Genomic DNA, 20,933 nt, shown 5'->3' on the forward strand with positions numbered 1-20,933 from the left:
GTCAAATGGAAACGGCGCTACCGTTGCCGGCGGCGCCTCTCTAATAAGGAAGAGGGCGGCTGAAGGAGCCGCCCATTGTCTTATTGGTCGAAGCCAACCTTGTCGACCAGTTCGCTGGCCTTCTTGCGGAGCTTGGCGATCTCGGCGATCTGCACGTTGTCGGCCTTGAGCTCACCGAAGGACGCGATGGTCGGGTGGACCTTGATGCCGGCCTTGATCGGGTATTCCGAGTTGAGTTCGGCATGGATCTGCTGGGATGCGTCAGAGACCATGTACTCCATGAACTTCACGGCATTGGCCTTGTTCGGAGCGTTCTTGGCCAGCGCGAGACCGGAGACGTTCACGTGCGTACCGCCGCCTTCGAAAGTCGGGAGGATCACGTTGATCGCCTGGCCCCACTTCTTCTGCTCCTCGTCCTTGCCGTTGAGCATGAGCGAGACGTAGTAGGTGTTGCCGACAGCGATGTCGCAGACGCCGGCCAGGATGTCCTTGGCTTGCTCGCGGTCGCCGCCCGAGGGCTTCTTGGCGAGGTTCGCCTTCACGCCCTTCAGCCATTCCTCGGCCTTCGCCTCGCCCTTGTGGGCGATCATCGCGGCGATCAGGCTGATGTTGTAGAGGTGCTGCCCCGAGCGGATGCAGACCTTGCCCTTCCACTTGGGATCGGCAAGCTCCTCGTAGGAGATCTTGTCCTGCTTCACGCGCTCCTTCGAGGCGTACACGACGCGGCCGCGCAGGGCGATGCCGAACCAGTGGCCTTCCGGATCGCGGTAGGCAGTCGGAATGACTTTCTCGAGCGTTTCAGACTTCACGGCCTGAGTCACGCCATAATCCTTGGCTGCTGCCAGACGGCCGATATCGACCGTGATGATCACGTCGGCCGGGCTGTTCGCGCCCTCGGTGCGGATGCGCTCCTCGAGGCCGTTATTGATGAAGATCGTGTTGACCTTGATGCCGGTCTCTTTGGTGAACTCGTCAAGGACGGGCTTGATCAGGCCGGGTTCGCGGGTGGTGTAGATGTTCAGCACTTCTTCGGCCGAGGCGGAGAAGCTCGAACCGGCCAAGGCACCAAGGGCAGCCGCCCCGAAGAGCAGGCCGCGCGCAAACGAGATGTTCGCCATCATGAGTTCCTTCAGAATTGATTATGGGCGGCGTGGTGCCGTATCCCAACGATGCTGCAAGAACCATGATCGCACTTTGCGGTCAATCAAAAAGCAGATTGAAATCAATAACTTATAAGAATTCTAAACTGACAGCTCCTTATAATTCTTCTAAGCTGAGGCGGCCTTTCGGACTGTCTCGACCTCCGGCAGGGCAACCCGGAGGCGGGCGATCTCCTCCTCCATCCTCTCCATGTTGGCGAAGAGCCGCTCGCTGGCGAGACGCAGGAAGTAGAAGCCGAACTGCGGGTTCTGGAAGTAGAGCTGGCGCACCTCGTCATAGGAAATGCTCAGCACCTCGCCGGCCTCGATGCATTCCAGGGTCTGTGTGCGGGTGTTGTCGGGTGAGAGGAAGCCCATCTCGCCGACGACCTGGCCTTGAACCAACTCGATGCCCATCTCCTTCAGGCGGTAGCGCCCGGAGATCGTGTAGAACATGCAGGTGGCGACATCGCCCTTGGCGAACAGCACCTCGCCGGCCGCCGTTTTGCTGCGGGTCATGAAGGGCTTGAGCCACTCCATGGACAGGTCGCTCTTGGAAGCCAGCTTCACTCGCTTGATCAGCCCGAGCATCTGATAGAGCCGGACGCTGTTGATCGGCAGCAGGATCAGGTTGGCCACGACGCCTGGGATATTGCCCAGATAGGCAGAGACGATCAGGGAACAGATATTCGCTCCGATCCCGATACAGCGCAGCGGGATGATGGTCTTCATCGCGCTGCCCGTGATGGCGAGGGCTGCCCCGAACCAGCCGATGGCCTCAACCCAAGTCATGGAAAATCACCCGCATTATGATGTCACGTTAGGGCATATATCATCGGAATAGGAATCTGCGCCAGCTACGGATTGGCGCAGTACCGAGGGCTATCGACAGGGGTGTACATAGCCTAGGCCGCGAGCAGTTCCTACAGGGTCAGGAGCGGGGAGCGGCCTGACCTGGCACGCTCAGGGTCCGACGCTGAGTCGTGGTGCGGGCGCCTTGGCTGGCGGCATTGCCCCTCGTTGCTTGGCCGGAGACGGAAGGCGGGGGCGGAACGGGATCGCGCGGCAAAACACCCACCGGGCCTGTGGCGGCAACACAGCCGCCGAGGGTGAAGCCGGCGAGAATGAGTGCGGAAACGGTGATGATACGCATGTTTGGCTCCACAAGAATCGATGCAGAAGCTAGACCATACGTAAGGGAAGTCGAGTCTTGGGCAATCCGGGAAAGTTGCATCTCGGGCCTCCTCGGCAGAGATGCGAAGCCTAGTTATCAATCATAGCCTTGAGAGGGCCCTATGGAGGATTGTGAGTTCGTGCAGATGCGAGCGTCATCGCTGGCGATAGGTCGCCGGATCATGGGAGGCCTCACCCTCCTTGTCCTCTGCGCAGGACCTGCCGCGGCCAAGTGTCAGGACACGCCAAGTCCAGGCGCCGATTGGTCCGGATGCTCCAAGGCCCGCCTCGTCCTCACCGGCGAAGATCTGACCGGAACCATCTTCGAGCGCTCTCTGCTGACTTTGAGCGATTTCGCCTCGTCGAAGATGGTGGGGGCCAACCTGAGCGAGACCGAGGTAAGCCGCACCCGCTTCGAAGGAGCGGATCTGTCTCGTGCCGACTTTACCAAGGCCCTCGGCTGGCGGGCCAATTTCGGGCAGGCCACTCTCACCGGGACCCTGTTCGTCTCGTCGGACATGAGCCGCTCCAACTTCGCCCGGGCCAAAGCCGCGGGAGCGAACTTCAACAAGGCCGAACTGAACCGATCCGATTTCAGCGGAGCGGATCTGACGGGAGCGAACCTGGCCAAAGCCGAGCTTGCGCGCGTGCTGTTTCAGAGCGCCAAGGTGACGGGGGCGGATTTCAGCTACTCCAACCTGTCCCGAGCGCGCCTCAACGGGCTTGATCTTCAAGGGGCGAACTTCACCGGGACATACATGTTCCTGGCCCAGATCGGCGGCGCGGATCTGAGCCGCGCCGTCGGCCTGACCCAGGCCCAAGTCGATATTGCCTGCGGCACGGCACAGACCAAGCTTCCGGAGGGTCTGTCCGGGCCGAAATCCTGGCCCTGCAAGGAAGAGGAGGACTGATCGCCCGGTCCTTGCTGAAACCAAGCCCGAGCGTGGCCGTTGACTCGGTGAAGGACGTTCGTGCTGGAAGCCGGGTGCCTGCTTGTCTTCCTTGTCTCTGAAGGAGTGCGTTCGATTTGACCACGCTCAAGGAATTCGAGGATGCCCTGCGCGAGCAGGGAATGAACATGGCGCTCGCGATCCTGCAGAAGCTGCGGGACCGTGACCGCACCAAGCGTTCGGTGACACCGGCGCGACGCATCGCCGGGAAGAAGATGACGCCGGAACTGGCGAGGCATATCCTGGAGCTTCACGCAACGACGGAGATGACTCAGCAGGAGATCGCCTTCCAGCTCGGCGTCAACCAAGGCCGCGTCAACGAGGTGATCAAGCGCGGCAAGTGGCTGGACGACAACCCGGCAGCCCCGGAGGCGATTGCACGCGATAAAGCCAAGGCAAGAATGGCTGGTGCAGAGACTCGAAAGAGGCCTGAGCGGCGCGACATTCGAGCCGCCGCGGCCCCCAATAAAAAGCGTCCTGACCCGAAAGCAGGCGGCCAGGCTCAATTGCTCCTGGGTGACCTCTAAAGCATCGGACCCAAAAGTGGATCTGCACTTTTGGGATCCATCCAATGCCTTCTTCTTGAGTGAGAGCATCGTTGAGTGCAACCCTCTCTGGGTCCGCACGATGCCCAAGTTTGCCGGCGCCGAAGGCGCGTTCTCCAAGAAAAAACCCTGCCCGGTGGGGCAGGGTTGAGTGATCTCCTCGCCTTCGGGTGTCAAACCGAAAACATGGATATTAGGGCATCTGACGATAGTATTGTCAATCGAGTTTAAAGATTTCATTAAGAGACTTATTTTCATGAACTATGGACAATATTCTTGTTCGCGAAGGTGGTACTACTTTTTTGCCACTTGAATACTTTTTGTTTGTCTGGGTGTTGCCTGTCTGCAATATCTTTCCCCTGGGGAATGGGCGTAAGTTTCTCTCGTGAATCCTCACACCAAGGGGTTACGGTCATGAGAAAGTGCGTACTTAGTCTCCTGACAGGGGTTGCCAGCATAACGCTTGCTGCAGCCGCTGCCTCTGCTGCGGACCTTCCGGCCCGCGAAGCACCACCTCCGGCTCCGATCATCGCGGCCGCTCCAATCTTCACCTGGACCGGTTTCTACGCCGGTGTGAACGCCGGCTGGGGCTGGCGCAGCGACGACCGGCAAACTGTGATCCTCGGCGGGGCGGCGCCAGGCACGCTGATCTTCGACAACAACAACGACGGCGGCTTCACCGGCGGCGCGCAGATTGGCTACAACTACCAGATCGGCTCCTTCGTCATCGGTCTCGAGACCGACATTCAGTGGGCTGACACCGATCAGAACGTGGATGTGGCCTTCGTCCCGGCTGGAGCCCCAGGCACCTTCGTGCCCGGAACGTTCGATAACAACCTGTCGGATTGGTTCGGCACCGTGCGTGCCCGGGTAGGCGTGGCTTTTGACCGGGTCCTGATCTACGCCACCGGCGGCTTGGCCTATGCCGACGACAACACCGGCTGGGTGGCCGGCGGCGGTGTGGAATGGGCGCTGCCGGTAAACTGGTTCGGCTCCTCGGCGGTCACCTTCGGTATTGAAGGGCTATGGCTCGGGTTCGATGACGACGATGACTTTGGCGGGACGGTTGGAACCTTCACCCCGGGTGGTGGGGGAGCTGCCATCCCAGTTATAGCGCCGGACATGGGCAACGATGACAACGACTTCTTCGTCGCCAGGGCCAAGCTGAACTTCAAGTTCGGCACTTACTAAGAGCCAACAGGCCTTGTGCCTGAGGGGTCCGGGGTTTCCCGGGCCCCTTTCTTTGCCTTCAGAGCCTCCAAAGGGTGGAGGCACAGACAGGAATGAAAGAGGGAAAATGGCCGCGACCCGTCCTTAAAGGATCTGTGGTCGCGGCCCCGGCCCGTAGTTGCCCCCACGGGAAGCTCAGCTCTAGACCCGGTAAACGTGACCTCATTGAGGCGCTGGTCCGGCTACAAAATTTTTCAAAAAAGTTTGGAACTAACTTTCGGCACCTGCGTTTATAGGCATCTCCGGTCACTTTTGCCCCTACGGCCGGACACCTTAGAGCACCCTTCGGGGTGCTCTTTCTTTTTTGTATTCCCTTAATTTTCCACGCTTTCCCGAATCACTGTCGAGCTTGAGCTTATGAATTGCGAGTCAGGCGTTCAAGGCTGAGAAGCTTGGCTGTCATTGCATCCACGCAAAGCAAGATTGTCTGCATGAAAGCGGAGTGGCTCAATCATATTTCCGCTGATCGGCTATGACCTTTCCGTCGTTGGGAAGCCCCCCGGGCGAAGCAAATGTAACTGTGCCCTTCAATTTCGTGAGGCTTTGCAGCGTCGTGCCGATAGCCGCAGCAAGGTTATCGCTCGGCGTAGCCGTCTCTGCCGCCAGGGTCATGACGTCCGTCTCGCCCTCGCGGGTCACGATCAGGCGCAGGCGTCCCAGTTCCGGATGCCGGCGGCCGATCTCGGCCACCTGCTCGGGACGCACGAACATGCCCTTGACCTTAGTGGCTTGATCGGCCCGGCCCATCCAGCCCTTGATGCGCGTGTTGGTGCGCCCGCACGGGCTCGTGCCGGCCATCACCGCTGTCAGGTCGCCAAGGGCAAGACGAATGAAGGGATGATGCGGATCGAGGGTGGTGACGACGATCTCGCCCACTTCGCCCTCCGGCACGGGATCGCCGGTGCCAGGCCGGACGATCTCGACGATGATGTCCTCGTTCACCACAAGCCCTTCGCTGGCAGGGGTCTCGTGAGCGATGAAACCGAGATCCGCCGTGGCATACGCCTGATAGGCCTCGATGCCCTTTGAGGAGAATTCCTCCTGCAGCGATTTCGGAAAGGCAGCCCCCGATACGAGCGCGCGCCTGATGGAAGAGATGTCTCGTCCTGACGCCGCAGCCCCGTCGAGCAGGATCTTGAGGAAGTCCGGCGTGCCGCAATAGGCGATAGGGCGATAGGCTTCAATCAGCTCGAACTGCTGCTCGGTGTTGCCGGGTCCCGCTGGAATGACCGCGCAGCCCAGGGCTCGTGCCCCGGAATCCATGATGAAGCCGCCAGGCGTGAGGTGATAGCTGAAGGTGTTGAGCACCACGTCACCGCGTCGGAAGCCTGCGGCGAACAGCCCGCGCGCCGAGCGCCAGGGGTCAGAGACGGCGGATTCCGGCTCGAAGATCGGCCCAGGCGATGTGAAGAGGCGCCCGAAAGATCCCGGGGCATCGGCCACGAGGCCGCCAAAGGGGAGGGCGGCTTTTTGCAGACCCGGCAGTTCAGCCTTGCGCAGCACGGGCAGCTTTGCCAGAGCCTCGCGGTTCGTAATGCTGGCAGGATCGATCCCCTTCAGCCGCTCGGCATAGACCGGCGAACGGACTGCGACCTTGAGGATCTCAGGCAGCTGCGCGAAGAGCGAAGCCTCACGCTCAGAGGGATCACGGGTTTCGAGAGTATCGTAGTGATCAGCCAAGAGCCTGTCCCAAGTTCAATAGGATGTTGATGGAGAGATCGCCGGAACCGCCCGATGATCTCTCCACTGCCGTACTGGCGCCAACAGAGTGTTAGGCGCGGGCCACATGAGCGTTCGAAATCGACGCCTGCAACGGATCCGACCCGAACTGGTTCGGTCCGACAGTACCGCGCTGACAGAAGAACACGATCAGTACGATGGCGCCGACCACCGGAATGAATCCTACCAGAAGCCACCAGCCCGACTTGTCGGTATCGTGCAGGCGGCGCACGCCCGCAGCGATGCTGGGGATGATAAGGGCCAGCGTGGCGATCAGGTAAAGAACCGGAATGTCGCCGAAGATCACGGAGTCAAGAACGCTGGCGACGATGTTCACGATCACCAGGAGCAGGAAGAAGTACCAGTACTCCGAACGTTGGGCCCGGCCGGTGAAGGTGGCGTATTTGTTGAGACAGGTTCTGATTGCTTGTGCGAAGTCCATTGAATGCCCCCAGTAAGGTGTCGCGTGAGCAATTCGTCACTCACGGGAACGGACCGTATGAAAAGCTATGACAGAGGGTCAAGTGCGGTGCGGCACATCCTAGCGTCAAGCCAGCCAGCGCTTGCGGCGCTTGTAGCTCTTCACCTCGCGGAACGACTTGCGGTCACCTTCCGACACACCGAGGTAGAATTCCTTCACGTCTTCGTTCTCGCGCAGCATCTGGGCCGGCCCGTCCATCACCACGCGGCCGGTTTCGAGAATGTAGCCGTAGGTGGCGTATTTGAGCGCCATGTTGGTGTTCTGCTCTGCCAGCAGGAAGGAGACGCCCTCCGTCGCGTTGAGCTTGCGGACGATCTCGAAGATCTCCTCGACGATCTGCGGCGCGAGGCCCATGGAGGGCTCGTCCAGCAGGATCATAGAGGGCTTGGACATCATGGCCCGGCCCACGGCGCACATCTGCTGCTCGCCGCCGGAGGTGTAGCCCGCCATCGACGTGCGGCGCTGCTTGAGACGTGGGAAGTATTCGTAGATCGCCTCGATGTCACGGCGGATGGCGGCATTGCCGTCGCGCCGCGTGAAGGCCCCCGTGAGCAGGTTTTCCTCGATGGTGAGATGGCCGAAGCAGTGGCGGCCCTCCAGCACCTGGATGCAGCCGCGGCGCACGAGCTCGTTCGGTGAGAGCTTGTCGACGCGCTTGCCGTTGAACTCGATCGAGCCCTTCGTCACCTCACCGCGTTCGGCGTGCAGCAGGTTGGAGATGGCTTTCAGGGTCGTCGTCTTGCCGGCGCCATTCGCCCCGAGCAGCGCCACGATTCCACCCTTGGGCACAGTGAGCGAGACGCCCTTGAGCACGAGGATCACGTGGTCGTAAACGACCTCGATGTTGTTGACCGTGAGGACAGTGTCGGCCGTCTGCAGTCGCATCTGAGCAGCGCTCGTCATCAGGGGCTCTCTGTGTTTCCCTCCCCCTTGTGGGGAGGGATTAAGGGTGGGGGTGTGAGCGCTGAGCTGGACCAGCGTGGTGCCGGCACCCCCACCTCCAACTCCTCCCCACAAGGGGGAGGAGGGCTAGGGTTGCGTTCGAATTTAGCTCGCCTTGTCGCAAGCTTCCGAGCGCTTGGGCCAGCCGGCATTCTTCTCGGCATAGTCCTTCGCGGCCGCTTCGAGTTGTCCCTTCACGCGGTCGGTCATCGGCTCGATGGGGTTGGAGATCTTCACCCACTTGGTGCCGTCCCATTCCTGCATGAAGGCGGCGCGATGGCCGTTGTGGTCCGCGCAGGAGAGAACGAGCTGGTCGGTGAAGCCCTCGAGACCGAGCTCCTTCAGGCGGGCTGGATCGAGCTTGATGTTCTCCATGCCGCGGCGCACGTCCTCACCGGTCACGACCTTCTTGCCCGTGACCTTCTGGGCCTGGGCAATGCCCTCGGCGATCAGCAGCGAGTTGTAGACGCCGCGGTTGTAGAGAAGCTCGCCGACCTTGTCCTTCGGGGCTTTCGAAAGGCCCTTGTCGACCACGTGCTTCTGGATGTCCTGGAGAGCTGGGAAGTTCGCCCCCACCCCATGCCAGTTGAGCATCTTGAAGCCCTTGGCGCCGGCGCCACCGGAGCGGGCGTCGTCCTCACCCGGCCACCAGACCGAGTAGAACTTGTCGATGGGATAGCCCGAGCGGACCGCTTCCTTCACGGCCGCGCCGTTCATGGAACCCCAGCCCCACATGATCATGTAGTCCGGCCGGTCGCGGCGGGCGCTGAGCCATTGCGAGGACTGGTTCTGCATGTCCTGGGCAGCAACGGGATAAAGCGCGACCTCGAAGCCGATATCCTTCGCCAGTTCCTGGAGCAGTGGGATCGGCTCCTTGCCGAAGGCGGCATCGAGATGCAGGAAGCCGATCTTCTTGCCCTTCAGCTTCTCAAGCCCGCCTTCCTTCTCGCCGATGTACTTCACGATCATCGACAGGCCGTCCCAATAGGTGGCCGGCGGGTTGAACACCCAAGGGAAGATGTCGCCGCGGGCCGAGGCCGAGAGACCATAGGCCATCGACAGGATCGGGATCTTGTCCACGGAGGCGCGCGGGATGAGCGGCAGGGTGATGCCCGTCGACCATGGGTTCACGATGACCGGGTTCTTGCCCTTCACCGATTCATAGCATTCCACGCCCTTCTTGGTGTCGTAGCCGGTCTCGCATTCCTCGAGAACGAGCTTCACGCCGCCGATGCCGCCGTCGCGCTCGTTCAGCATGCGAAGATAATCATGCATGCCGTCGGCGATGGGGGTGCCGGATCCGGCAAAGGGGCCGGTGCGGTAGGTGAAGAGGGGAACATAGACCGAGTCCTGCGCCAGCGCAGGCAGGGCCAGGCCGGCGAGCATCGTCGCGGCGGCTAATCCAAAACCAATTTTGCGAAACGACATTTTTGCGTTTCCTCCCGTTGTATCGACCGGTGGCCGAATTCTTGTTCCGTCTTTCGTCTCCTTGCAGTCCGCCATCAGTAGGGGAAAGGCCAGACCAGGAGCTTCTGCTTGCCGATCTGCCAGAGCCGCGCGAGGCCGTGCGGTTCGACGATCAGGAAAAAGATGATGAGCGCGCCTACGATCATGAAGCGCAGGTGCTCGATGACGTCGGCGCCCACCGAGAGCCCGAAAGGCGCCAGGATGGCGGGCAGCACGATGCCCAGCACAATCGGAAGGATGAAGATGAGCGCCGCGCCGAAGAACGAGCCGATGAGGCTGCCAAGTCCCCCGATGATCACCATGAACAGGATGAAGAACGACTGGTTGATATTGAACACGTCGTATTCAGCGCCGCCGTACCAGAGGAACACGAGGAGCGCCCCGGCGACGCCGCAATAATAGGACGACACCGCAAAGGCCAGGAGCTTGGTCTGGAGCGGGCGAATGCCCATCAGCTCGGCCGCTAGATCCATGTCGCGGATCGCGATCCACATGCGCCCGATGCGGCCATGGACGAGGTTGGAGGCGAGCCAGGTGAGCAGGATCACGATGGTGAGCACCACCAGATAGCGTGTCTGCGGCGTGGCGTTCGGGCCCATGATCGGCGTGCCGAACAGGGTCCGCAGCGGTGCATCGAGGGCGCCCGAGACATTGTAGTTCACCAGCCACGGAATGCGGATGAGGCACCATTGCAGGAAGAACTGCGCGGCGAGCGTCGCGACTGCGAGATAAAAGCCCTTGATGCGTAAGGAAGGTAGGCCGAACAGAGCCCCGATGGCGGCGGAGAAGAAGCCGGAGACGAAGATCCAGACGATAACGTTCACGCCTGGAAAAGCCGTCATCAACTTGTAGCAGGCATAGGCGCCGACACCCATGAAGGCGCCGGTGCCGAGCGACAGCAGGCCCGTGTAGCCCGTGAGGATGTTGAGCCCGATTGCAGCGAGCGAGAAAACCAGGAACGGGATCAGCACTGCCTGGAGGAGGAAGTCGCTGCCCATGAAAGCTAGCGCATAGGCGGCGATGATGATGAGGCCGAGGCCGATCCTGTCCTGGCGCAGGGGGAAGATCGCGCTGTCCGCGACATAGTTGGTCTTGAACTGGCCGGCCTCACGGTAGAGCACTGAACAATTCCTCTTAAATCCGTTCGATGATCTTTTCGCCGAACAGCCCTTGCGGTCTGTAGAGCAGGAAGAGCAGGGCAATCACATAGGCAAGCCACGTCTCGACACCGCCGCCCACGAGCGGGCCCCAGTAGAACTCGCCGATCTTCTCGCCCACCCCGATGATCAGCCCGCCGATGATGGCGCCGGGAATGGACGTGAAGCCGCCGAGAATGAGAACGGGCAGGGCCTTCAAGGCGATAATCTGGAGCGAGAACGACACGCCGGAGCGTGCGCCCCACATGATGCCGGCCACCAGCGCCACGATACCGGCGGCGAACCAAACGATCACCCAGATCTGGTTGAGCGAGATGCCGACCGAAAGCGCCGCCTTGTGACTGTCCGCCACCGCGCGCAGCGCCCGGCCGATGCGGGTCTTGGAGAAGAACACCGCCAGGAGGCCAATCATGATCGACGCGATGATGGCTGCGGCGATGTCGAGGTGCTGGAAACGCACCATTCCGCCCAGCATGTCCAGTTCCGTCGTGCCCTGGGGCAGGAACAGCGCGTCGGTGATCATTTCCTTCGGATTGCCGCCGAAGATGAGCTCGCCGAAGCCGATGAGGAAGTAGGTGAGCCCGAAGGTCGCCATGAACAGGATGATGTCGGGCTGGTTGACGAGAGGCCGCAGCACCACCCGCTCCACTACGATCGCGAGAACGAGCATGACGAGCACTGCGAGGATCAGGGCAAGGAAGGCTGGCACGCCCTTCTCGTAGAGCCCCACCAGGGTGAGGGCAGCAAACACGACCATGATGCCTTGAGCGAAGTTGAAGACGCCCGAGGCCTTGAAGATGAGCACGAAGCCGAGCGCGATCAGCGCATAGAGCACCCCGGAGACCAGACCTTCCCAAAGGGTCTGGATCAGCAGATCGGGCGCCTCGCCCATGAACACGAAGGGCTCGATGAAAATCTTATAGAGAATGTCCATCGCCCGCCCTCAATGCGCCACGCCGAGATAGGCATCGATCACGCGCTGGTTGCCCTTGACCTCCTGCGGCGTTCCGTCGGCGATCTTGCGCCCGTATTCCAGCACCACGACCCGGTCGGAGAGATCCATCACCACGCCCATGTCGTGCTCGATGAGGGCGATGGTGGTGCCGTATTGCTGGTTCACCTCGAGAATGAAGCGCGACATGTCCTCCTTCTCCTCGAGGTTCATGCCGGCCATGGGCTCGTCGAGGAGGAGAAGCTCCGGCTCCATGGCGAGCGCCCGCCCGAGCTCGACCCGCTTCTGCAGACCGTAGGGAAGACGTCCCACGGGGGTCTTGCGGATGTGCTGGATCTCAAGGAAGTCGATGATCTCCTCAACGAAGCGGCGATGCGCGACCTCCTCCTTCATGGCCGGGCCATGGCGGAAGAGCTGCCAGAAGAAGTTCGACCGCATCTTGATCGACCGGCCGGCCATGATGTTGTCCAGCGTCGACATGCTCTTGAAGAGGGCCACGTTCTGGAACGTGCGGGCGATACCGCCCCGCGCCGCCTCGTAAGGGCGCATCTTGGGCCGCTTCACGCCCTTGAAGGTGATGCGTCCTTCTGTGGGGTAGTAGAAGCCGTTGATGCAGTTGAGCATCGATGTCTTACCGGCACCGTTCGGCCCGATGATGGCGCGGATCTCGCTCTTGCGGATGTCGAAGGACACGTCGGTCAGCGCCTTCACGCCGCCGAAGCCCAGCGAGACGTTGTCCACGGCCAGCAGCACGTCGCCCTTAGCCAAAACGGGGTTGTCGGGCGCTCTCATTCTGCGGCCTCCAGTGCGTGCCCGTTCTCAGCCGGATAGAGCTTCATGTCCTTGATCTTGACCCGTGCGGAGATCACGCCTTTCCGACCGTCCTCGAACGTGACTTCTGTAGAGATGTCCGCCTCGGTGGAGCCATCATAAAGCGCCTGGATCAGGGGTGCGTAGCGGTCGGCGATGAAGCCGCGGCGCACTTTTTGCGTGCGCGTGAGCTCGCCGTCGTCGGCATCGAGTTCCTTATGCAGAATCAGGAAGCGCTTGATCTGGGCGCCGCCCATGCGGGGCTCGGAGGCGAGAGAACGGTTCACCTCGTCCACATGCTTCTCGATCATGTCGTAGACACGGGGATGCCCGGCGAGCTCCTGGTAGGAGGCGTAAGTGACCCCGTTCCGCTCGGCCCAGTTGCTCACTGCAACGAGGTCGATGTTGATAAAAGCCGCCACATGATCCCGGCCGTCGCCGAAGCAGACTGCTTCCTTGATGTTGGGATAGAATTTCAGCTTGTTCTCGACGTATTTGGGCGGGAAGAGCGCGCCATCGCGCATCTTGCCCACGTCCTTGGCGCGGTCGATGATCTTGAGATGACCGTTCTGGTCGAAGAAGCCGGCATCGCCCGAATGCACGAAGCCGTCTGGCGTCTTCGTTTCGGCGGTCTTCTCGTCGTCCTTGTAGTAACCGACGAACACGCCGGGCGAGCGATAGAGCACCTCGCCGTTCTCCGCGATACGGATCTCCACCTGCGGCGCAGGGCGGCCCACCGTGTCGGCGCGGATCTCACCATCCGGCTGCATGGTGATGTAGACGGAGGCTTCCGTCTGCCCATAGAGCTGCTTCAGGTTCACCCCGATGGAGCGGTAGAAGCGGAAGATCTCGGGGCCGATGGCTTCGCCGGCGGTGTAGCCCACCTTCACGCGCGTCATGCCGAAGCGGTTGCGCAGCGGCGCGTAGACGAGCACGTTGCCGAGCTTCCAGAGGAAGCGGTCCCAGGCGCCGACGCCCGGCTCCCGGTTCAGGATTTTCTCGCCCACCTTGTTCGCGTGGTTGATGAAGTAGTGGAACATGCGCCGCTTGAGCGCGCTCGCATCCTCGATGCGAACCATGGTGAGCGTCAGCATGCTCTCGAAGATGCGCGGCGGGGCAAAGACGTAGGTGGCGCCGATCTCGCGGCGGTCGTCCGCCACCGTCTCCGGGTTTTCGGGACAGTTCACGCAGAGCCCGGCAAGGAAAACCTGGGCATAGGAGAAGATGTGGTCTCCCACCCAGGCGATCGGCAGATAGGCCATGATCTCGTCAGTCTCGTCGAGCCTGTCGAAATCGCAGCCGATCTCGGCGGCTGCGATCACTGCGTCGGAGGTGAGCATCACGCCCTTGGGCCGGCCCGTGGTGCCGGAGGTGTAGAGAATGATTGCGAGATCCGATCCCTTGCCATCCTGGAGAGCGCGCTCGATGGCTTGCGCCTCTTGAGCATCCGCAAGCCGCGCGCGGCCTTCCTCCACGACGGACTCGATGGAGTGCAGATGGCCGTGATCGTAATCCCTGAGGCCTTTCTGCTCGTCGTAGAGCACATGCTGAAGCTGGGGCAGCTGCTCTGACACGGAGAGAAGCTTGTCGACCTGCTCCTGGTCCTGCACAGCGGCGTGGGTCACTTCCGCATGGGCCAGCACATAGGCCATCTCGTCCGCGACAGAGTCGGCATAGACCGGAATCGGAATTGCGCCGATCCATTGAGCGGCGGCGATGCTCCAATAGAGATGGGGGCGGTTATAGCCGATGATGGCGATCTTGCCGCCGCGCTTCAGTCCGAGTGCCTGGAGCCCGCTGGCATAGGCCCGCACGATCTCGTGCACCTCGCCCCATGTCCAGGATTGCCAGATCCCGAGATCCTTGTGCCGAAACGCCGTGCGGTTCGGACGCATGCGCGCATTGCGCACGAGCAATTTTGGAAAGGTATCTGCGCGCGCATCTGCTGCCGTCGTCAAAGACGTCAACCTCCCTGGCACCCGCACGTCTTCTCGCGCGGTATGGCTACGTTCCCTCTTGATGCATGGCCGTACCGACGCATGCACCTGCCGGTCTTGCTGCCGGCTGTCCGTCTTCGGACTTCGTTAGGGAAGCATTCTGTCGCGCTCACCCAGGGAGAGCAAGGTGCCGTCACCCGCTACCATGGGCTAATACGCCGCCGGAAGCCGATCTCCGGCGGGTTCGACAGCCAAGCAGGGTTTCAGGCGACGCTTAGGGGACAGCCGTCAGGGCTGCCGGCTCGATCTCGTCGGCCCTGACGAGGCGCTCAATGCCCACCGTGTTCTTGACCCGGTAAACCGCGTAACCGTCCGACTTCGACACAAGACAAACAATGCAGTAGGTGCGGTGATCGGCATAGCCCGAGGAGGGTCTGCTGATCCGGACAAGCTGTCCGATTTGGAATGCCTCTCTCATGGGCGTCTCCACGATCCTCGACGCAAGGGGAGAGAGCTAAAATGCAGACGGGGCTGCCAAGCTCGATGAGCCGCTCGCGTTCTTCCACGCTCTGGCCAAATTAGGAGGGAAGGCTGCGGCGAAAGGATGACGATCACTCGCTTAGAACCCTGCCGCGGCATGATGCCGTCCTGTTCCAGCCATGACAGGTATGAGGAGACCGCGGATCCGTCTGGGGCGCATTAACATGGGATAAGGCCGAGGCGGATGGTCAGTGGCGCCGCCTCGGGACCATTCAGGATCGTGAACCAGTAGACGGCCTTACTGCGCAGGCGGTCCTGCTGGACGGCTGGGAGCAGCCGGATTGGCTGGCGTCGTTTGGGCTGGCTGGTTGTTCTCCGTGCTGCCCGTCTCGTCAGGACCATCATCACCGCAGGCGGACAGGGCGAGGAAGGCAGCCAGGGGCAGGATCAGTTTCAGGCGCATGATGGTCTCCTTGTTGGGTTCTGTTCAACTCCTGCCCCATCAGGAGGTTCATCGATCAGCCCGGTTCGACCGGCATGGTCACCGTGAAGCGCGCCCCCGAGGGAGAGTTCGCGCCCGGTTCCACCTGGGCCTGCAACTGCCGGGCGATGTTCACGATCAAGCGTGATCCAAGGCTCTTGCGGTGCTTGGAGAATTCGAACTCCGCCGGGAGGCCGACGCCCTGATCCGCCACCTCCAGCCGAAGCTCGCCGCCGCTCGCCGAGAGCCTGACCTCGACAGGCCCGCCGCCACCTTCGGGATACGCGTATTTGAACGCGTTGGTGACGATCTCATTGAGCAGCAGGCCCAGCGAAATCGCCCGATCGGTCGTGATCATGACCGAATGACCATGAAACTCGAGCCGGTGCTCCATGGCTGTTTCCTGAAGCTTGTGACAGAGGTCGTTGAGGAAGCCGCAGAGGTCGACGCTCTGGGCATCGTATTGCCGCCAGAGCCGGTCGTGGATCTGCGCGATGGTCTGGACCCGCGCATAGGCATCCTCCAGGGCCTGCCTGGCCTCGGGGTTGGTGGTCGAGCGCGACTGAAGCCCGAGCAGGCTCGCCACCAGGGCCAGGGAGTTCTTGACCCGGTGGCTGACCTCCTGGGTCATCAGCTGGCTTCGCTCCTCCGCCTCGCGCTGCTCGGTCACGTCCGTGTTGGTGCCGAACCAGCGCAGGATCCGGCCAGCGCTATCGCGGATCGGCAGGGCGCGGGAGAGGAACCAGCGGTAGGAACCATCCTGGCCCCGGAGCGGAAAAGTATCCTCCCACGGCTCGCCCGTTTCGAAAGAGCGGCGGAAACGCTCCACCACCCGCTCCACGTGGTCGGGGTGATGCAGGGAGCGCCAGCCCCACCCCTTGATCTCTTCGAAATCCAAACCCGTGTAGTCGAAGATCCGCTGATTGTACCAATAGATCGACCCGGAAGCATCGGCCATCCAGGCGAGCTGCGGGATGGAATTAGCCAGGGTGCGGAAGCTCTCCTCACTCTCCTGAACCGCCTGCTCAACCCTGACGCGCTCCATGGCGACGCCCAGGATGTTGGCCACACCCTGCAGAAAGGCGGTGTCAGCCTGGGTGAACTTATTCTCCTGTGGACTGTCGACTTCAAGCACGCCGAAGGGACCATCGCGTCCGCGGATCGGCGCATTGATGGCACGGCGGACGCCATGCTCGACCATGATCGGGGAGGCGCGGAACCGGTCCCCACCCTCGGCCGCGGCTGCTCCGAGATGACTGGACAGCACGGGTTCACCGGTGCGGAACGTATAGCCCGCCGCCGAGCCCAGGTCGGCCGCCGCGCGCGAATGCCCGACGACGCCGGGCCGCCAACCCATGCCGGCACGCATCAGGAATTCGTCGTCGTCCGGGCGGTATTCGAGCACTTTCGACAGCTCGCCCCCGAGGCCACTGGCGCTAATCCTGCAGGCCTCCTGCAGGAGGGCATCGAGATCCATGGCCTGCAGGGCAAAGAGGCCAAAGCCCGCCAGAACCTCCTGCTGCCGGAGCCGGTATGCCAATTCCTCGGATCGATGCGACATGGGGAGGAGTTCGGCTCCTCTGGACGGTGATGGGCTGCTGCTCACAAGCCGGACTCATGACAAGATGTGAAAACGCTAACCTGTCGAAACGTGCGTTCGCGAAGCTCTGTTCCCCCGCCTGTCCTCAGGCACATGGCTGCCCCTCGTCGAATGTCAGGAACAGCCGCCGGGATGGCGAATTGACTCGATCTGAAGCCCTTGCCCTGCAACTGAGGAGACCGGGATGTTGAATGGCTTGCGTGTTCTCGTGGTCGAGGACGATCCTGCTATCGCAACCGACATCAGCGACCTCATCGAGCGGGCTGAAGGGGAGGTGATCGGTCCCGTGGGATCGCTGCGTGAGGCCCGGCAGGCGGTGAAAGCCGATCAGGCCATCCACGGCGCGGTGCTTGATGTGAATCTGGGCGATGGGGATGTCACGCCCGTGCTCGAATCCCTGCGCGCCCGGAAGGTCGGCGTCGTGGTTTATACCGGAAGCGCCGGGCTGCCCTCGGGCGTGGGCGACCGCCATCCCGACATCGTCGTGCTTCAGAAGCCCGTACAGCCCGGCCGTCTCGTGGGTGAAATTCAGCGCGCCTGTCGCGGCGTAAGCGTGTGAGGGATCACACCATCAGCGAAGGGCGATGGTGTGGAAGAAGCTGCCTGTCACTAGACCTCTGCGGTGGCCGGCGATGCCAAGATCCTGGCCCTCTGCATCTGTGATCCTGGCGAAAGCAGCCTCTTCGGACATGTCGCTCTGCGTCACCGAGGCATAGTGGAATTCATGGCCGACAAGGCGCGAGCCAGCTCGTCCAAGCGCCCCGTCATTGAGCAGATCCGCAACCCGATAACCGAGGTGCATTTTGCGCCTAGCATAGCTCGTCTCGACCGGAAGGAGGCCTGCCATGGAGTGCGTATGGCCATCACCGTCTTCGAGAGACTGCCCTAGCACCATGTAGCCGCCGCATTCCCCATGAACAGGTCGGCTCGCTGCAAAGCTCCGCAGCCCTTCGAGAAAGCGGCTGGCATCGGCAAGGCGTCCCGCGTGCAACTCCGGGTAGCCTCCAGGCAGCCAACAAACGTCGCAGTCAGACGGCGGAGGCTCGTCGGCGAGAGGCGAGAAGGTCACGATCTCCGCACCTGCCTTGCGCCAGCCCGCGAGCACATGCGGGTAGACGAAGGAGAAGGCTTGGTCCGTCGCCAGCGCGATGCGCTGGCCCGGCGGCGGCAGGGGGATCACGTCGTCAGGGCTGTCGAGCTGCGTGGGGCCGGCGAGGGCTAAGAGCCGGTCGAGATCGACAGCGCCTTCCACCGCATCCGCCAGGCGCTCCAGCCGTGCGTCGAGTTCCTCCGTCTCGCCTGCCTGGACAAGACCGAGATGGCGCTCTGGCAGAGCCAAATCCGCGTTGCGCATGAGAGCGCCGAGAACGGGCAGGCCGATGCGGGCCATGCCATCCTCCACCAGCCTGCGGTGCCGCTCGCTCGCGACCTTGTTCAGCACCACGCCGGCCACGTTAATCCGTGGATCAAACCGGGCACAGCCGAGCGCGACAGCGGCGGCCGATTGCGCGTGTCCCGATACGTCCAGCACAAGGACCACCGGCCAGCCGAGGAGAGCGGCGATGTCGGCGCTCGCGCCCGTGCGGCCGATCTCGTGGCGGATGCCGTCAAAGAGCCCCATCGAGCCTTCGGCAATCACGAGATCGGCGCTGCCAGCAGCCTGCGACGCGATGGAGCCGAGCAACGGTCCGTTCATGGCAAAGCTGTCGAGATTGAAGCTCGGGGCGCCGGTGGCGGCCGCGTGAAACGCCGGGTCGATGTAGTCGGGGCCGCATTTCACGCCGCGCACGTTGAGGCCCCGGCGGGCGAGCGCCCGCTGCAGGCCGAGCACGACAGTCGTCTTGCCCGAACCCGAACGGGGCGCGGCGATGAGAAGGCCGGGGCCGAGGCTCACTGGGCGGCCTCGCTGCCGAACTCGAGCAGATGATTGGCAATGGCTGAGCGGAAGGCCGCAATGGCCCCGATGGCCACGATGGCAGGCGAGCGGATGAGCCCATCCTCCGCAAGCTTCGGGAGGGTCGCGAGCGTTCCCTCCACGAGGCTCTCCTTGGCGGTTGTTGCCCCATGGACCACGAGCGCCGGCGTGTCGCCGGACAATCCGCCTTCCATGAGGCCCTGCACGATGGACGACAGGTTCGAAACCGCCATGTAGAGCACGATGGGCGCGCCCGTGCGGGCCAGCGACGCCCATTCGATCTCCGCATCCGGGGCAGGGTGGCCGGTGGCCAGGATCACCGCGTGGTTCGTCTTGCGCATGGTCGCGGGCACGCCGTGGATGGCCAGCGACGCAAGTCCGCTCGACACGCCCGGAATGATGCGGAAGGGAATGCCGGCCTCGGACAAGGCCAGGGCTTCCTCGCCGCCGCGTCCGAAGATGAAGGGGTCGCCGCCTTTGAGCCGCAGCACCCGCTTGCCCTCGCGGGCGAGCTGGATGAGCCGCTCGCAGATATCCCGCTGCACGGCCGAAGGCTTGCCGCCGCGCTTGCCGGCGAATTCGAGAGTGGCTCCCTCGCGGGCGAAGGATAGGACGGCCGGATCGACAAGGGCGTCGTAGACGATGACATCCGCCTTCGCGAGCGCGTTGAGGGCATGGATCGTGAGCAGGCCGGGATCGCCCGGGCCTGCGCCGACGAGCCAGACCGTGCCGGGCGCGAAGGGCGGCGTGAGGCGGGAGAGGGCGGTCATGCGGGTCTCCCGCCGTGACGAGCCGTCCCGAGATGGCTGTTGGAATTCATGAGGACGTTGTAAGAGGGCTTATGGACGAGAGTAAACCCGCCGGATCGTTGCGCCGTGGCTGGACCACGGGCGCCTGCGCCACGGCGGCGGCCAAGGCAGCCTTTTTGGGCTGGCAGACGGGCGAATGTCCCGATCCCGTGGAAATCGTGCTGCCGGGCGGCGCCAGGCCGGCATTTTCCCTGGCAGTCGCGGAAACCATCGAAGGCGGCATGCGGGTCGGCATCGTCAAGGATGCCGGCGACGACCCGGACGTGACCCATGGCGCCCTGGTGATCGCGACTGTCCGTGCCGGCGAGCCTGGCTCCGGCGTGACGTTCCGAGCCGGTGAGGGCGTAGGCACCGTCACCCGCGCAGGCCTGCCCCTGCCTCCCGGTGAGCCCGCGATCAATCCGGCGCCGCGCCAGATGATCCGCGACAACCTGGAGGAGGCGGCGCGAAGCCTTGGGGGACCGGCAGACGTCGAGGTGGTGATTTCCATTCCTGGCGGCGAGGCCATCGCTCAGAAGACCCTCAATCCGCGCCTCGGCATCCTGGGCGGGCTGTCGATCCTCGGCACCACCGGCGTGGTAGTTCCCTATTCCTGCTCGGCGTGGATCCACAGCATCTATCGCGGCATCGACGTGGCCCGCGCCGGTGGCCTCGATCATGTGGCCGGTGCTACGGGTTCCACCTCCGAGAAGGCCGTGCAGGCGCTCTACAACCTGCCGGACTATGCCCTCATCGACATGGGCGACTTCGCCGGCGGCATGCTCAAATATCTGCGCCGCAATCCTGTGCCGAAGGTCACCATTGCGGGCGGCTTCGCCAAGATGACCAAGCTCGGTCAGGGCCTGCTCGACCTGCATTCGCGCTCCGGCGCGGTCGATCTCGCGTGGCTGTCCGAGCGCCTGCTCGAAGTTGGTGCCGAGCCCGCCATCGCGGAGCAGGCGCGCAGCGCCAACACGGCTCTCGAAGTTCTGGAGACCGCCAGAGGCCTCGGCCTTCCGCTGGCCGACGTGGTGGCGCAGCATGCCTGGCAGACGGCCGCCAAGGCCCTGCGCGGTGCCGATGTGGCCCTTGAGATCATCGTGTTCGACCGCAGCGGCGAACTCGTGGGCCGCTTGTCGTTCCATCCAGTGGCCTAACTCTGCGGTT

Annotated in this window: 21 protein-coding genes; 5 read left to right on the forward strand and 16 right to left on the reverse strand. The window is 62.7% G+C overall.

All coding sequences use genetic code 11. The features are described from left to right. Positions 1–80: 80 nt before the first annotated feature. The 3 genes from JKL45_RS09390 to JKL45_RS09400 form a co-directional block, all read right to left on the reverse strand. A complete protein-coding gene (locus JKL45_RS09390; RefSeq protein ID WP_201860871.1) occupies positions 81–1,121 on the reverse strand; it encodes a Fe(3+) ABC transporter substrate-binding protein in 1,041 nt (346 codons plus the stop codon). A gap of 147 nt (positions 1,122–1,268) precedes the next feature. Continuing rightward, entirely contained in the window at positions 1,269–1,931 is a 663-nt protein-coding gene (locus JKL45_RS09395) for a Crp/Fnr family transcriptional regulator (RefSeq protein WP_201860872.1), read from the reverse strand. A gap of 139 nt (positions 1,932–2,070) precedes the next feature. After that, complete coding sequence (locus JKL45_RS09400; RefSeq protein WP_201860873.1) at positions 2,071–2,292, reverse strand: hypothetical protein; 222 nt, start codon at positions 2,290–2,292, stop codon at positions 2,071–2,073. A gap of 202 nt (positions 2,293–2,494) precedes the next feature. Between JKL45_RS09400 and JKL45_RS09405 the strand changes: the two genes are divergently transcribed. From JKL45_RS09405 to JKL45_RS09415, 3 genes are all read left to right on the forward strand, one after another. After that, entirely contained in the window at positions 2,495–3,223 is a 729-nt protein-coding gene (locus JKL45_RS09405) for a pentapeptide repeat-containing protein (RefSeq protein ID WP_201860874.1), read from the forward strand. Between the two features lie 116 nt (positions 3,224–3,339). Then, complete coding sequence (locus JKL45_RS09410) at positions 3,340–3,789, forward strand: sigma factor-like helix-turn-helix DNA-binding protein (RefSeq protein ID WP_201860875.1); 450 nt, start codon at positions 3,340–3,342, stop codon at positions 3,787–3,789. Between the two features lie 432 nt (positions 3,790–4,221). Then, entirely contained in the window at positions 4,222–4,998 is a 777-nt protein-coding gene (locus JKL45_RS09415; protein WP_201860876.1) for an outer membrane protein, read from the forward strand. Between the two features lie 486 nt (positions 4,999–5,484). Here JKL45_RS09415 and JKL45_RS09420 read toward each other — a convergent pair whose 3' ends face one another. From JKL45_RS09420 to JKL45_RS09470, 11 genes are all read right to left on the reverse strand, one after another. Then, positions 5,485–6,717, reverse strand: coding sequence for a phenylacetate--CoA ligase family protein (locus tag JKL45_RS09420; protein WP_201860877.1), 1,233 nt, complete (start codon positions 6,715–6,717; stop codon positions 5,485–5,487). Positions 6,718–6,808: 91 nt separating this feature from the next. Next, positions 6,809–7,198 carry a DUF805 domain-containing protein gene (locus JKL45_RS09425; protein ID WP_201860878.1) on the reverse strand — a complete coding sequence of 130 codons (390 nt, stop codon included), beginning with the start codon at positions 7,196–7,198 and terminating at the stop codon, positions 6,809–6,811. A 105-nt stretch (positions 7,199–7,303) separates the two neighbouring features. Continuing rightward, positions 7,304–8,140, reverse strand: a complete 837-nt coding sequence (locus JKL45_RS09430) for an ABC transporter ATP-binding protein (protein WP_201860879.1) — start codon at positions 8,138–8,140, stop codon at positions 7,304–7,306. 144 nt (positions 8,141–8,284) lie between these two features. Then, entirely contained in the window at positions 8,285–9,607 is a 1,323-nt protein-coding gene (locus tag JKL45_RS09435; protein WP_201860880.1) for an ABC transporter substrate-binding protein, read from the reverse strand. 74 nt (positions 9,608–9,681) lie between these two features. Continuing rightward, on the reverse strand, positions 9,682–10,767 hold the full coding sequence (locus JKL45_RS09440; RefSeq protein ID WP_201860881.1) for a branched-chain amino acid ABC transporter permease: 1,086 nt from the start codon (positions 10,765–10,767) through the stop codon (positions 9,682–9,684). 13 nt (positions 10,768–10,780) lie between these two features. Beyond that, positions 10,781–11,737, reverse strand: coding sequence for a branched-chain amino acid ABC transporter permease (locus tag JKL45_RS09445; protein ID WP_201860882.1), 957 nt, complete (start codon positions 11,735–11,737; stop codon positions 10,781–10,783). Positions 11,738–11,746: 9 nt separating this feature from the next. After that, positions 11,747–12,547, reverse strand: coding sequence for an ABC transporter ATP-binding protein (locus JKL45_RS09450; RefSeq protein WP_201860883.1), 801 nt, complete (start codon positions 12,545–12,547; stop codon positions 11,747–11,749). Then, positions 12,544–14,460: an AMP-dependent synthetase/ligase gene (locus JKL45_RS09455; protein WP_246498444.1), complete on the reverse strand. Its 1,917-nt coding sequence runs from the start codon at positions 14,458–14,460 to the stop codon at positions 12,544–12,546. The genes JKL45_RS09450 and JKL45_RS09455 overlap by 4 nt, the downstream gene beginning before the upstream one ends. A 316-nt stretch (positions 14,461–14,776) precedes the next feature. Beyond that, positions 14,777–14,980, reverse strand: coding sequence for a hypothetical protein (locus JKL45_RS09460; RefSeq protein ID WP_201860885.1), 204 nt, complete (start codon positions 14,978–14,980; stop codon positions 14,777–14,779). Positions 14,981–15,280: 300 nt separating this feature from the next. Continuing rightward, positions 15,281–15,445, reverse strand: coding sequence for a hypothetical protein (locus tag JKL45_RS09465; protein ID WP_201860886.1), 165 nt, complete (start codon positions 15,443–15,445; stop codon positions 15,281–15,283). A 55-nt stretch (positions 15,446–15,500) separates the two neighbouring features. Further along, positions 15,501–17,024: a sensor histidine kinase gene (locus JKL45_RS09470; protein WP_201860887.1), complete on the reverse strand. Its 1,524-nt coding sequence runs from the start codon at positions 17,022–17,024 to the stop codon at positions 15,501–15,503. A gap of 223 nt (positions 17,025–17,247) precedes the next feature. On the opposite strand from JKL45_RS09470, the gene JKL45_RS09475 reads away from it, so the two are divergent. Then, the gene (locus JKL45_RS09475; RefSeq protein WP_201860888.1) at positions 17,248–17,622 is read left to right on the forward strand and encodes a response regulator; all 375 of its coding nucleotides are present in this window, start codon (positions 17,248–17,250) and stop codon (positions 17,620–17,622) included. A gap of 12 nt (positions 17,623–17,634) precedes the next feature. Here the strand turns inward: JKL45_RS09475 and JKL45_RS09480 are convergent, their stop codons facing one another. After that, positions 17,635–18,957: a cobyrinic acid a,c-diamide synthase CobB gene (locus JKL45_RS09480; RefSeq protein WP_201860889.1), complete on the reverse strand. Its 1,323-nt coding sequence runs from the start codon at positions 18,955–18,957 to the stop codon at positions 17,635–17,637. Continuing rightward, positions 18,954–19,748, reverse strand: a complete 795-nt coding sequence (gene cobA / locus JKL45_RS09485; protein WP_201860890.1) for a uroporphyrinogen-III C-methyltransferase — start codon at positions 19,746–19,748, stop codon at positions 18,954–18,956. The genes JKL45_RS09480 and cobA overlap by 4 nt, the downstream gene beginning before the upstream one ends. 71 nt (positions 19,749–19,819) lie before the next feature. Between cobA and JKL45_RS09490 the strand changes: the two genes are divergently transcribed. Further along, positions 19,820–20,923: a cobalt-precorrin-5B (C(1))-methyltransferase gene (locus JKL45_RS09490; protein WP_201860891.1), complete on the forward strand. Its 1,104-nt coding sequence runs from the start codon at positions 19,820–19,822 to the stop codon at positions 20,921–20,923. The last annotated feature ends 10 nt before the right edge of the window (positions 20,924–20,933 follow it).

It is taken from the genome of Microvirga soli (assembly GCF_016734765.1).
Taxonomy (GTDB): domain Bacteria; phylum Pseudomonadota; class Alphaproteobacteria; order Rhizobiales; family Beijerinckiaceae; genus Microvirga; species Microvirga soli.

Excerpts from the sequence above, each read along its gene's own strand:
- JKL45_RS09390 (WP_201860871.1), bottom strand. The coding sequence starts at position 1,121 with ATGATGGCGAACATCTCGTTTGCGCGCGGCCTGCTCTTCGGGGCGGCT.
- JKL45_RS09395 (WP_201860872.1), bottom strand. The coding sequence starts at position 1,931 with ATGACTTGGGTTGAGGCCATCGGCTGGTTCGGGGCAGCCCTCGCCATC.
- JKL45_RS09400 (WP_201860873.1), bottom strand. The coding sequence starts at position 2,292 with ATGCGTATCATCACCGTTTCCGCACTCATTCTCGCCGGCTTCACCCTC.
- JKL45_RS09405 (WP_201860874.1), top strand. The coding sequence starts at position 2,495 with ATGGGAGGCCTCACCCTCCTTGTCCTCTGCGCAGGACCTGCCGCGGCC.
- JKL45_RS09415 (WP_201860876.1), top strand. The coding sequence starts at position 4,222 with ATGAGAAAGTGCGTACTTAGTCTCCTGACAGGGGTTGCCAGCATAACG.
- JKL45_RS09425 (WP_201860878.1), bottom strand. The coding sequence starts at position 7,198 with ATGGACTTCGCACAAGCAATCAGAACCTGTCTCAACAAATACGCCACC.
- JKL45_RS09430 (WP_201860879.1), bottom strand. The coding sequence starts at position 8,140 with ATGACGAGCGCTGCTCAGATGCGACTGCAGACGGCCGACACTGTCCTC.
- JKL45_RS09435 (WP_201860880.1), bottom strand. The coding sequence starts at position 9,607 with ATGTCGTTTCGCAAAATTGGTTTTGGATTAGCCGCCGCGACGATGCTC.
- JKL45_RS09445 (WP_201860882.1), bottom strand. The coding sequence starts at position 11,737 with ATGGACATTCTCTATAAGATTTTCATCGAGCCCTTCGTGTTCATGGGC.
- JKL45_RS09450 (WP_201860883.1), bottom strand. The coding sequence starts at position 12,547 with ATGAGAGCGCCCGACAACCCCGTTTTGGCTAAGGGCGACGTGCTGCTG.
- JKL45_RS09455 (WP_246498444.1), bottom strand. The coding sequence starts at position 14,460 with ATGCGTCCGAACCGCACGGCGTTTCGGCACAAGGATCTCGGGATCTGG.
- JKL45_RS09460 (WP_201860885.1), bottom strand. The coding sequence starts at position 14,980 with ATGAGAGAGGCATTCCAAATCGGACAGCTTGTCCGGATCAGCAGACCC.
- JKL45_RS09465 (WP_201860886.1), bottom strand. The coding sequence starts at position 15,445 with ATGCGCCTGAAACTGATCCTGCCCCTGGCTGCCTTCCTCGCCCTGTCC.
- JKL45_RS09470 (WP_201860887.1), bottom strand. The coding sequence starts at position 17,024 with ATGTCGCATCGATCCGAGGAATTGGCATACCGGCTCCGGCAGCAGGAG.
- JKL45_RS09475 (WP_201860888.1), top strand. The coding sequence starts at position 17,248 with ATGTTGAATGGCTTGCGTGTTCTCGTGGTCGAGGACGATCCTGCTATC.
- cobA (WP_201860890.1), bottom strand. The coding sequence starts at position 19,748 with ATGACCGCCCTCTCCCGCCTCACGCCGCCCTTCGCGCCCGGCACGGTC.
- JKL45_RS09490 (WP_201860891.1), top strand. The coding sequence starts at position 19,820 with ATGGACGAGAGTAAACCCGCCGGATCGTTGCGCCGTGGCTGGACCACG.